This is a genomic window from Lysinibacillus sp. EB271-A1-10B (genome assembly GCF_058791335.1).
Window position 1 is genome coordinate 1 of sequence record NZ_JBYTDL010000031.1, and the last position, 12,000, is coordinate 12,000.

Genomic DNA, 12,000 nt, shown 5'->3' on the forward strand with positions numbered 1-12,000 from the left:
AAAACAGAACTACGTACCAAGATTTAGCTTGATAAGTAAGTACAACTAAATCAAACAAAACCTTCCAAAAGCAAACTTTAGGAAGGTTATTTGTCATGCATTTTTTAGTATAGCACGTGCATATTAAACTTTTAACAGAAAAATATTGACAAACTATTAGCTGGTTAGTTGAATAAGAGGTGGGTAGATTTTGCTCATAAATAAAAACTGAACTATATTTTATTAATATAGTTCAGTTTAAAAATATACTATGGCCGTTTATAAACCTGTAACATTATCAATTGGTATGGACTTATACCATAATGGTTGATTCAAATTAAAATAGTCATGATCTTCTAAAATGAGATGGATTCTTTCTAATGCATCATCAAAAGATTGTTCATCATATTTTTTCGTCCACACAATCGTAGAGACGATATTCATCGCTGCATAAAGGGCATATATTCGCCAAAATGTATCGTCTGGAGATTCTGTAAAATAACCATTTATTTGTCCAATACAAAATGGGATACTATGTCTTCTGCTAAACAAAGAAAGATTATAAAAATCATGGTATGGGTCACCAAAATCATAACCATTAAAATCAATTACGCCATTGTACGTGTTATTTTGAACGATGATATGGCCAAGATGAAAATCATCATGAAGTAATGTTATAGGTCGATCTTTAAGAAGGTGGAAATTGTTTTCAATAAAGTTTAGTATTTTTTGCTCTTTTGGCAGTTGATAACTACCTTTTTTATATTCATTTAAATAAAAACTGAATTTCTTTTTTTGAGCTTCTTCCCAGTGCATCGTTTGTGGGACATGGGCATATAGCTGATGAATTTTTCTTAATTCTTTCCCAGCAGCAAGACCTATATTAAATTGCGCCACATCAGAAAGATTCCAAATGAATTCATCTGCAGGGTATCCTTCAATATAGCTTAATACCATGACAGAAAGATTAGCCTCATTCAATAAAGTACATTCTAAGGCTTTATTCGTTTGTGCGCCTTGTTTTTCTAATGCTTGAAGCAATGAAAATTCGACGGTTCTTTTTTCGTGATATTGTATGTCTGATAATCGTATAAAGTATTGATTTTGCCCGACAGTAACTATGTATTTTTCATCTGGTGAGTATCCTTTTTTGATTTTTTTTATAGATGAATACCCTTTAAGGCTCGATATGTAGTCTATTACACTTTCAATTAACAAAGTCAATTCCCCTTTCTCTCAACAAGTAACAATGAAAATGATACTATCTAATAAAAACTTTGTAAGCAGATTTCTTGCTTGATCTTAAACTCTTGCCCCCGTTAGTTCATTAAGAAAAGCGATTCTTATTAAAAAATACGCACGGTTGTTTAAGAATGAATCTTTACCCATTCTTCACATCCACCACTTTAAAACGCTCACAAACAAGGAGCATATCTTCCGAAAATTCACGTCCGATTGCGTTTAACTCATTTCTGAAGAATTTTTCATGAGCTTCCCACCAATATGTATAGGTTCTATCTCCTTCTCCTTCTGCAATAGCAAACTCTTCAGTGACCTCATTCATAGGAGTTAACGTAACTTCTACTGTTTTAATAATTGCTACAGGTTTATCATTGTTGTTTAGAATAATGCTGTAATCCTCTGTTGTTGGCAGTGGTTCATTCTCCAGTTCATAAAAAATATATCCTGAGCATGTTGCAGTTTTACTTCCATCTACCACCAATTGCGCGAGATAATCAGGATCGGCCCCAAATTGCCATGCACTAACAGACTGAGGTTGAGGTTGATTCTTCCAATATTCATTCCAGTACTCCTGAGCCGCTTGATTCATAGTATCCCTCCATATGCGTCTTCTGTTTTAGTAACATTTTACCATAAATAGATTAAGCACTCTAAAAATCTAATTCCATTAAATTACTAAATGTTGAAGTCATACAGCACTCTTCAACTAACTTGCAGCGTTTTCTGCAAAATATTGAAAAGTCTTATTGTAACAATGCTCATATACCTTTGAATAAAATTTGCATAAATAATGTTCATACAAAAAGCCACAAACACTGATTTAACAGCAAACGTGGCTTTTAATATTACCAAACTTTCATTGGGTACTATATTTTATAGAAAATTATAAAAAATATCATTTCATTTAGAGTCTATTTCTAAATCTTTGGATAACCGTATTCTTCTCAATCCATAACAATACTAGCAATGTTTTATTAATTCTCTATGATATATTTTCCCCATTTCTTTGTTTGAACATCTTTATCAGTTGGGTGTTGGATTTCAACATACGACTCAAATATTAAAAATACATCTTCTTCATCCTCAACTGTATCTTCGATTGTTGTATCAAAAGCCGATGTAAATTTTTTTGATTTTTTATATCATCTGGGTGTCTCCACATGGATTCACACTCAGAACATGCTATCAAAAGGTTGCCTGTTTTCTTCTCCTGTACTATTTCTACCCACCCCTGATTGCATAAATGGCACCAGGCTACTTTATTTTTATAGTAGTTCAACCGACAACATCCTTTTGCCTTATTTATGGATACACACATGTAAAGAATACAGCATTTAAATATTTATTAACTTAGTTTAATATCTTACCAATTCTTTTTTGCTCTTGTTCTAACAAAAGATTGTACTCATTAAGCTTTGCATTATCATTTAAATGCTCTGCAAAATACTTTGCTTTATAAAATTTTTTGAAAGAGTTATTCTCTTTTTCAATTTCTAGAAAAGCTGTCTTCAAATCTGTATTTTTTTTAAACCACTCTAATCCATTAGTTATGAAATCTTGTTTTATATCACTTATGACTTCCTCGATATTAGAGCCATCTGGTTGTATCCACCAAATATCGTTACGCTCTTTTTCAGCAGGATTGTCAAAGTCATTAGTGTATTTAGATTGGTCAAGGCTACAATACAACTGTCTTTGTAACTGGCATTGATGGGATTTGGGTAGTAATTCACCTTTTGTTCCAATCTTTATTTCACCATCTTTAGGTAGAACAAAGTCATAATATATCCCTAATTCTACATACACAGACATCGGAGACCATCCTGTTACATCTGAAAAATACTTTCCAACAGCAGTTATGTCCAATACCAAAATACAGTGGTCCTTCCAACCCCAATTACGTCGAGTATTAACTTTTTCAAATCCATTATCCTTTAATACTGGTGATAAAATTTTTCTAATCACTTTATTTATTTCAGGAGAGCCAATCATTCTTAGTTCACCTCTGAATTTTTTGTTACAGTCTATTAAAAATCGTTTCTTATTCAACTAAACAGTTTCATTAGCTTAATAACCATGGAATATTCATTTGTATTTCAAACTGAATTGTTGGTATTGGAAGCCCTTCGAAAAATAATGATAAACCTTCACAAAAACCTAATTCAACACCATAATATTTTTCAAAGGTAGGTGATGAAACTTCACTACCTTCCTCTGTAGGCATCCACAGTTTTGGTCCCTCAATTATTCTTCCAACAATATGATAAAATGCACCATATAAATGTGTACCATCTTTATTCTCCATATATTCAGAAACCTCTCCTTCTTTTCGAGGATCAATACCAAGTAAATTAAAGAGTTCTTTAATTGCTGGAGGGAACTTGTCGCAGGCTAAAACAAAATTTGCACAAAAGTCACAATCACAACCTTCGGTGATTAAATGATGTTTCCTATAAAATTCCTTTGTTTTATTTACATCTACCTCGATAGTCCAGGAACCTATTGTTATTTGTTTCATTAAATCCACCTTTTAAACCATATCCTTTATTTTTAATCTTATCAGTACCACTTGTTGGAGAAACTCCTCCGCTCTAACTTCTTTCCATAGAATACTTGACCTATCAAATCTTAACAATGTATTGCCTTACTTTATATATGTAATTTTTTCCTGATTCAATTAACTGCATTGTTAGTCTAATAAGGTAAAGGTTGACGAAGCAACAAGCTAAAGCTACTAGTAAGCTTTACAGATAAAATATAATGTTTGGTGAAAATGAAGTACTAACAAAGAAAGTTTAACCGTTACAGGTTCTTAGATGGGGTTAATGAGCTTATGATGGTTGAAAAGTGGCGTAGAGAAATCAAATTCTCACAGATTTTGTCCAATCTTTCCTACAAAGCCATGTAGGAGTTTGTAGGAGCAATAAAGGAATCATAACAAAAGGACTTGTGTGTAATTTTACTCACAAGCCCTTAGATTGATGTGTGAAAAATATTGTTGAAAAGTCGAGAAAAGTCCTCTACTTAAATTTCTCCGTATCGCCCTCGGTCGCCTTTAATAAGCTAACCTTATTCAGCGTTCTTATTAACAATTGAATCTTAAAGCTTTTTTGTGTAATATTATCGCTTTCCCGTTAACGGATAATCATTGAGTACAAATTCTTCTTTATAGCCTAGCTTCACGTAAAAATTAGGTGCTTGAAAACTAAAAGTATTTAGGGAGGCATATTTGCAACCTCTATTAATAGCAATCTTCTCAGCTTTACGCATCAATTCCGTACCAATATGCTGTCCGCGAAGTTTTTCACTTACCCATAAATACTCTACTTCTAACCAATTTCCATGTGTATCACCAATCAACCCCGCAACTCTATTTCCTTCTTCATCTTCTACAAAAAGACCAATATCTTTTACTACCTTTTCTTCAATGTTATCAAGATTGTATTTTAATAATTCTTGAAAAATATGTTCTTTTTCTTCTTTAGTGACCTTTTCTGATTCAATGTATTTCATTTATTTAACCCCTTTATACGATTTTAATAAGTTTCCTAATACCTTAATTCAACACTTCTGCCCTTTTCTAAACTGATAGAAAACTCCACTCGCAATAATACACATAACAAAGTAAAGTGTGATTCAAGCCTTTTTAATTAACTGTTTAAAGAAGACGCATTTTTAAAATATTTCTGAAGTTTTGCACCTGATACAGCTTTTAATGCCAATACCCCTAATAAGAAGAAGGCAAATGATCCTATTAACCCCACAGGACGAATCGAAGTTAATTCAGCAGCTAAACCTATTAAAACCGTTAAAGCAACAATGAAACCTGCTTCAATGACACTAAAGATGCTTCCGAATCTTCCCATCATCTTCACTGGTACATGATTTTGATAGAAAGTCAAATACCCTGTATTTGCAAACGTTACAGCAAACCCGATTAAAAATACACCAGGTACCGCACTAAAAAAGCCACTAGAACTATAAAGTACTAAATAACCTATTGAGGTAAAAATGGTACCAATACCTATTAAAAGATTAACGGCAAGTTGTTTTGAAAATACTGAATTAATAATTGATCCAATTATTATTCCAGCTCCAAAAACACTTAATAAAAACCCATAATTGGTATCTGATATTGAAAGTACTCCTTTAGCAAATGCTGCCTCAAGAGAATCGATTGCGGTCATGAATATAGTAGTACCACTAAATAATAAATATATTTTTGTGACATAGGAATTGTCCTTACTAAAGTTAAAAACAACCCAAAAATCAGTTTTTATCATATCCCATGTAAATCTTTGCCCCTCTGTCTCTTTGAGTCCTGAATCAACATCTGGTAGCATCATGATAATCAGTGCAGAAAAAAATAAAGCCACTGCATTCACATAGATGGCAGTATAGGGAGTTCCCACCCAAAATAAAATCCCTGCGATGGCAGGACCTATTAGTGAACCACAAGAGTTGATAAAACTACGTAGTGCATTAAAGCGTTGCCGATCTTTTTCAGGTATTAGTTTAGTCATATAAACCATAGATGTAGGTTGAAAAATGGCACTTCCCATATTAATGATAAACGCTAGTACATAAACATAAAAAAGTGAAGGTAAAAATGGAATTAACGCAATACATATTGCTCGGAAAACATCTAATCCCATCATAAGTCGTCGTGTATTTACCCGATCAATTAAACTACCTGCCCAAGCATTCGAACATATAGTTGCAATTGGACCTAGTATATATAATAAAGCAATTGCAAGCGGGGAACCTGTTTCATTCAATATCATTAAATTCAGTGCAATTAGGTAAACCCATGCACCCACATTTGAAATGCCTATTCCTCCTAATAGTATGAAAGGATACTTCCATCTGGACATAATCACCACTCCTATTTTATTTTTTTGTAAAACAAAATAAAAAAACTCACCCCCAAGATTGTTATCTTGGGGGCGAGTCATATCGCGGTGCCACCCCAGTTCATTTCTACATTCCTGTAGAAACCTTATCAAGTACGGCTTTGTGAATAAATCACCTGCGATACCCTATCTCTATAACGTGAGAATACGTTGCATCATCATTGTTCCAACAAACAAATCCTATACACAGCTCAAAGGCTTGTTTCAACACATTTCCTATCCCTCTTTTTCAGCTACCAGAGGTCTCTGTAGATAGTACGTATGTTTACTCTTCTTTTCACAGCTTTTTATATGTAATTTTGTAAATTTTATACTATTACGAACTGAAATTCAATACAAAAAATTTTAATCGTTAATCAAATATAGAATTATTTTCATTTACAGTATTGTTGTTACAGAAATTATTTACTTCATGCATACCATTATTCGTATTCAATTAATCCGCCCCGTTAGTTCAATAAAAAGTTTAACTTCAGTAAACAGATAATCATTTATTTATTCTAGCAACTAGGAAAAGGTCGGATATTTTTTCTACAACAGTTCGTTTATTTTCAATGATCCACTCAGTCTCTTCACCATATTCATGATCTAATAAATAGACAGGAGGATTATTTCCTTCGTGTATATTTATTGCGTAAGCATCACCAATTGCTATTTCTACTCCGATACAAATATAACCATTTTCAAATACTGCACATCCAGGAACAGCGTCTAAACATTCTTCAATAATACACTTTGGATTCAAGAATTCGATTCGTAATTGAGGATCTTCATCTTCTGCATAAAAAGGAACCACCAATTCACTATCACATACTTCTACCGTAGTCATTAATTCTATCAACCATTCCGGAAGTTTAATATCTAGTTTTTCATTTAGGGCATTTATTTCTTCATCTGTCGCTATCCTAGTGGATGTTCCAGACCTTTGAATCATTTCTTTAGCATTTGTAATTACTTCATTTACCAATGTGACTCCCCCATACAATTGAAAATATTTACCTCTTCTTAAATTAACGCTATGCTTAAAATTCTTTTTACATGAACCTTACTAAAAAGTCTGTCAAATACAGCCTTTCTTTACAGCTATTACACCCCATTAGCAGCAAATTTCTTTCCATTATCCACTATTGCAAAACTAATTAAAAAAAATCCAGCTAAGAACTGTAGCAGCTCCAACAAATATAAGAATAGTTATTAAAAATGTTATTGAAAGGCAACCAAAGATAATTAATTTATCTTCAAGTTCTGTTGGAACATCTGGTTCTTCTACTAATTTTTCTTTTACTTTATATAAAAGTGCTGTGTCTAATTCCAGTCCTATCAAAATTTCAATATCGCCTTTATACTTTAAAGCTCTTGCTATATTATTAATGTCATTTCCCATAGAGTTTTCAAATTCTATACACGCATGTATCATTATTGGGGTCTTATTCTTTTCTAAATACCAATATCGACCAGCCATTGCAGGATATTTTAACTCGAAATAAATATCTCCCAACTTTTTACGGAGTTTTAATTCATTTGGAAAGGTTGATATTAACCCGTGTAATCTATCCCTTGCCTTCCCCAAATCATCATTTTTTATATCCTCTTCTATTCGTTTTAAAGCCTTTGAAATTTCCTTTTTCAAATAAAAACACCCTCGTTTATCCTAATTCCTTACTTACTTTATAATAACCGTTTCCAATTAGGGTCTTTTTCGTCTTTATCATTAGGTTTTCTTACAAATTCAATAAAGTTTTTTTGTGCTTGCCTTAAGGATGGAATATTAGCTCCTCCTTCACAATCAGGGTCATCAAATTGAACTCCATCATCTTCCCAATAACAAATTCCACATATATCATAAGTTCCTGGTGGCTCTTCGTCTAATGTTCTATATCCACAACAAGGGCAAGTATATTTCATATAATTTCTCCCACACTTTTTTATTTTTATCTTTTCATACTTCTTATCCAACTAAACTGCTTCGTTAGCACAAGAAGAAACAAGATGCTGCCGCTGCAACACCTTGTTAAACTTTTGCATCCTACTAGTTCAACAATATTTTTTCTTTATAATTTCTATTGAAGTTTCATCAATACCAGTAATATTGGATATTGATTTTATTTCAATGCCCTCTTTTAATGCTTTTCGCGCAGTCGTTATGTTTTGTTTTATTTCAGAAATAATATTTTTTATGGATAAATGGTCAACAACTAAATATTCATCTAATACTTCCCCATCCAAGTCGAATTCAATGGAGTATGTTCCAATTTCTTTATCAAAGTAAAAAAAATTCACAGTAAAGAACACAAATGCTTCAACCCTTGAGAAGTTATATATTAATTCAATGATTTTTCTTCAACACTAATGAATTCTTCGTACAACTTCCCATTAAACGTGTCTAAATAGTCATATCTATCTTCCTCACGCCATTTCCTAAAACTTTCCCAAAATCCCTTAATTGTTTGATTTTTTGCATCGTGTTTTTGTTCCCATTCATGTAAGGTTTTAGCGTTCAAATCAAACACCTCTTTTTATTATCAAGTTATTTATTTTCACTTTATTTACATATGTAATTTTTTCCTTCTTTAACTAAACCGCACCGTTAGCACAAGAAGAAAAATGGAGCTGTCTAAGCATTCCAATGATCTTCAAGCAAACCTCCTTGAGGATACTAAATTCAATAATTTTCTTTTTTCCAACTTTTATATTCTCGAAACTCTAAAAAGCTATAAACTAATATCGTTGATAAAATAGGGGCAACATAATGCTTCGGAGGTCCAAATATACAGTTAGCAACAATGAAACCTGTAATATAAAGTGCCATATATAAAAGATATGATCTTTTTCGATAGGTTAAATATAGTTTTACCTTACTCATTACTTTTCCTTTCACAACAAAATACTTACTAATTATCGATCTTGAACTATTCTGCTTAGTTTGTAAAAAACGTCTTCACTTATTGGAGAAATGCCACTGTTCTAATTTCTTACCAAAGAATACTTGACCTATCAAATCTTAACAATGTATTGCATTTATTCATATATGTAATTTTTTCCACACCCCACTCAACTTCTTAGTTAAGGTATATTTCTACACAAGTTATTGATATTCGACGAAGTAGTGAATTACTTTATTTATTAATCTCCTCAAAATCAAAATTCCAAAATTATATTTCGCTTAGATATACAAAAATCCATATTTCAGGAGGGATCTATATATGAAAAAACATACTACAATCGGAAAATTCATTTTGGGATAGGCTTCTTTATGTGTATGAGTGGATTTGGAACGTCACTCGGCCCTCTTAATTACAATTCATTTATTCCGAACAAATCTGCAGCAATACTATACATTTTTATTGGAATTGCTTTTTTGCTAACTTCAAACTTTATTAAAAATAGAACGTATCGATAACCAAATGTTTTTTCTTTACCTTCACATATTCACTCAATATAGGGATGTAATTTAATATTGTACTTTACTATATCTGCTCATATCAGTTCCTTAACTCTTAAGTGATGCCACCCTATAAAAAAAAGAAACCACCTCAAAAATAATGAGATGGTTACCTCTTTCAGTTAATTGATACTGTATTCTGGATCTGTTACTTCTTTTTTTAATATTGCTGCTTGCATTGCAGAAATCTGTCCCTTTTTTACTAATTCATTAATTGATTTGAACATAATTTTTTTATTATCTTTTTCAAATTTCAGTCGTTCTTTTTCCCTCTCTAACCACTCAATGGAAGTACGATGTTTGATAACTACTTTTTCAACAAATTGATTAAATTTCTCTTGTGCTTCAGATCTTGTATGTACTGAAAATAGTATCATATTAAACGGCCACTCGGGATTTCTTCGGTGCGAGGAATCAAAAAAAAGAATTTCCTCCTCCTCTGAATAATCTCCAAATTGAATATCCCACTTTCCTTGGTCATTTTTATAACCAATGGCCTCGATTCTCTCTTCATATTCTTCAGCGTAATAGTCAATATGCCAATGTGCGTTTTTCAAATGTTCCTGTATTTCTTCGGCATACGGTTCAAACGAAGTCTCCACATGGATTAAATCCATTCCTTGAGAAAGATTGTTACTTTGAATAGGGATAGGTTTAGGAAGTTCTTCATTATCATATAAGATTCCTGCTAAAGAGTAAGCTAAATCCTTTTCTGCATTTTTTATCGCAATAAGTTTGGTTTTGCCCCAGCACAAAGGAATATCCCACCCGTTTTCAGGAAAAAGAGTAGGGAAATAAACACCATATGTTTCATCAGCATCCTGTTGTATAAATGCTGGATATACTAATTCTCCGAAATATAACATAGCTGCACACCCTTTAATCATAACTTCTCTTTACAATAAACTATTTTACGATAATTGCAATCAAATCTATTTCAACTTAATTGCCTAGGATCGTTCAATAAAGAAAAAAAGAGCTGCCCATGCAACTCTTTGATTTTCAAGGAAAGCACCGTCACTTTAATAACAATTTTATTTTCGTTTACAAAAAGAACAAATTGAAACACTATTTGAACTTAAACCAATATGTAGTAAATACTAAAATCAAGTTAAAAAAATAAAATGGAGACTATAATATAGACCAATATGTCCCTATTATTATTAGAACTCTTTTGATGCCATTTAAATTAAACTGAATTATGTTATCAATCACTGGTGGCAAGGTTGCACCTAGTATTATAAAAATAAAAAAGTATGGAACAAAATTAAATGCAAACAGCCCACTATAAGATTGATATTTTTTATCAGAAAGCCTTTCAGATACTGGCGTGTATATTACTCCTTAGTCTTTTCCCTATTGTGAAATTTGAAAGGAAAAAGTATCTCCAACATCCGACGAACACCCACTTAAATAGTATTCAACGCCTTCATCATTATTTCTTGATTCTAAATTAGAACAAGACGTACTTTTGATTCCCTTTCTAGAACCCGCATATCCATCTTGTGAATCATCATAAGTATATTGAATTTCGTTGCCGTCATAATTTAAATTATAAAAAATTTGGTCTCCTTCAATCGTGTACATTGTAATACGAACATCATCTTTTGCACCTTTTTTAGCATTTTTTATAAAATTCTCAAATTTATCTAAGTTACTAATTTTTCCGTGAACATTGACTACATCGCCATTCTTCATTGCCTCTTCGGGGTGAGAAGATTTCTTCAGATTGTTAATTTCACTTTCCTGTTGGCAACCGAGTAAAAATATTGATAATAGTGATAAATACAGAATTAAACCAAACTTTTTCAAACATATCACTCCTTCTATAAAGGTAGTCGTATTTCTTTTGTTTTCGTTTCAAGATTATTATGTTTTAATTGCTGCTCCGCTTTAAAATAAAAAAAGAGCGTTTGAACAGCTCTATGCTTTCCTTCTAAAGCACCATGTTCGGATTATAAGGTCAACCAGAGAAATTTAGTTAACTATTTCATTTAATTTATAAGCTGGCGTAGAACGGAAGCACCCATGGAATGCCAAATTGCCATTCTCTCCTTAAAACGAATTATTTTTTGCAGCAAGATTAAATTTACTAAACGTTATTTTCTATTTTGTAAAAGGAGATTTAGTGTCTTTTTAACAACCTTCTTTTAAAACTTTTTGATTTTTTTAGAATTATATAAGTTATATAAAGAATGCCATTAAAAAAAAGTAAAAAAATACACTGCACTACAGTGATGTACAAAATCATTAAAAAATCTGCGTATAATACTAAGATTTCACCAGGAGGCTTTTCTTTGAAACGAAACAATAACGGATAATAAGAAAGCAATATAAGCCCAAAGCATATGCTCATAAAATTCAAGTTTGAATTTGCTAAACCATAGAACACTATTGATAAATACAATAGTTAAAGGAAAAATT

13 protein-coding genes and 1 other annotated feature are annotated in these 12,000 nt (G+C 31.9%); all 13 genes read right to left on the reverse strand.

Annotated features, from left to right (window positions below; genetic code table 11):
- Nucleotides 1–258: 258 nt before the first annotated feature.
- The 13 genes from AC3WSK_RS24025 to AC3WSK_RS24085 all read right to left on the reverse strand — a co-directional run bounded on the left by AC3WSK_RS24025 (nucleotide 259) and on the right by AC3WSK_RS24085 (nucleotide 11,388).
- Complete coding sequence (locus AC3WSK_RS24025) at nucleotides 259–1,197, reverse strand: aminoglycoside phosphotransferase family protein (protein WP_427484852.1); 939 nt, start codon at nucleotides 1,195–1,197, stop codon at nucleotides 259–261.
- A 163-nt stretch (nucleotides 1,198–1,360) separates the two neighbouring features.
- The gene (locus tag AC3WSK_RS24030) at nucleotides 1,361–1,810 is read right to left on the reverse strand and encodes an ASCH domain-containing protein (RefSeq protein ID WP_492414793.1); all 450 of its coding nucleotides are present in this window, start codon (nucleotides 1,808–1,810) and stop codon (nucleotides 1,361–1,363) included.
- A 761-nt stretch (nucleotides 1,811–2,571) separates the two neighbouring features.
- Nucleotides 2,572–3,213, reverse strand: a complete 642-nt coding sequence (locus AC3WSK_RS24035; RefSeq protein WP_492414792.1) for a DUF4304 domain-containing protein — start codon at nucleotides 3,211–3,213, stop codon at nucleotides 2,572–2,574.
- A gap of 70 nt (nucleotides 3,214–3,283) precedes the next feature.
- The gene (locus tag AC3WSK_RS24040; protein WP_427484856.1) at nucleotides 3,284–3,739 is read right to left on the reverse strand and encodes a hypothetical protein; all 456 of its coding nucleotides are present in this window, start codon (nucleotides 3,737–3,739) and stop codon (nucleotides 3,284–3,286) included.
- Nucleotides 3,740–4,341: 602 nt separating this feature from the next.
- On the reverse strand, nucleotides 4,342–4,734 hold the full coding sequence (locus tag AC3WSK_RS24045; protein ID WP_492414791.1) for a GNAT family N-acetyltransferase: 393 nt from the start codon (nucleotides 4,732–4,734) through the stop codon (nucleotides 4,342–4,344).
- Nucleotides 4,735–4,871: 137 nt separating this feature from the next.
- The gene (locus AC3WSK_RS24050) at nucleotides 4,872–6,095 is read right to left on the reverse strand and encodes an MFS transporter (RefSeq protein WP_079560375.1); all 1,224 of its coding nucleotides are present in this window, start codon (nucleotides 6,093–6,095) and stop codon (nucleotides 4,872–4,874) included.
- Between the two features lie 65 nt (nucleotides 6,096–6,160).
- Nucleotides 6,161–6,424, reverse strand: a binding site (T-box leader).
- A gap of 197 nt (nucleotides 6,425–6,621) precedes the next feature.
- Nucleotides 6,622–7,101 carry an SMI1/KNR4 family protein gene (locus AC3WSK_RS24055; RefSeq protein WP_079560201.1) on the reverse strand — a complete coding sequence of 160 codons (480 nt, stop codon included), beginning with the start codon at nucleotides 7,099–7,101 and terminating at the stop codon, nucleotides 6,622–6,624.
- A 168-nt stretch (nucleotides 7,102–7,269) separates the two neighbouring features.
- On the reverse strand, nucleotides 7,270–7,764 hold the full coding sequence (locus AC3WSK_RS24060) for a DUF6584 family protein (RefSeq protein WP_492414790.1): 495 nt from the start codon (nucleotides 7,762–7,764) through the stop codon (nucleotides 7,270–7,272).
- A 38-nt stretch (nucleotides 7,765–7,802) separates the two neighbouring features.
- Entirely contained in the window at nucleotides 7,803–8,039 is a 237-nt protein-coding gene (locus AC3WSK_RS24065) for a CPCC family cysteine-rich protein (protein WP_492414795.1), read from the reverse strand.
- A gap of 129 nt (nucleotides 8,040–8,168) precedes the next feature.
- The gene (locus tag AC3WSK_RS24070) at nucleotides 8,169–8,426 is read right to left on the reverse strand and encodes a hypothetical protein (protein WP_492414789.1); all 258 of its coding nucleotides are present in this window, start codon (nucleotides 8,424–8,426) and stop codon (nucleotides 8,169–8,171) included.
- Between the two features lie 29 nt (nucleotides 8,427–8,455).
- On the reverse strand, nucleotides 8,456–8,635 hold the full coding sequence (locus tag AC3WSK_RS24075) for a hypothetical protein (protein ID WP_492414788.1): 180 nt from the start codon (nucleotides 8,633–8,635) through the stop codon (nucleotides 8,456–8,458).
- A 1,063-nt stretch (nucleotides 8,636–9,698) separates the two neighbouring features.
- Nucleotides 9,699–10,442, reverse strand: coding sequence for a type II toxin-antitoxin system HicB family antitoxin (locus AC3WSK_RS24080; protein ID WP_492414787.1), 744 nt, complete (start codon nucleotides 10,440–10,442; stop codon nucleotides 9,699–9,701).
- 490 nt (nucleotides 10,443–10,932) lie between these two features.
- Entirely contained in the window at nucleotides 10,933–11,388 is a 456-nt protein-coding gene (locus tag AC3WSK_RS24085; protein WP_492414786.1) for a DUF4362 domain-containing protein, read from the reverse strand.
- Between the last annotated feature and the right edge of the window lie 612 nt (nucleotides 11,389–12,000).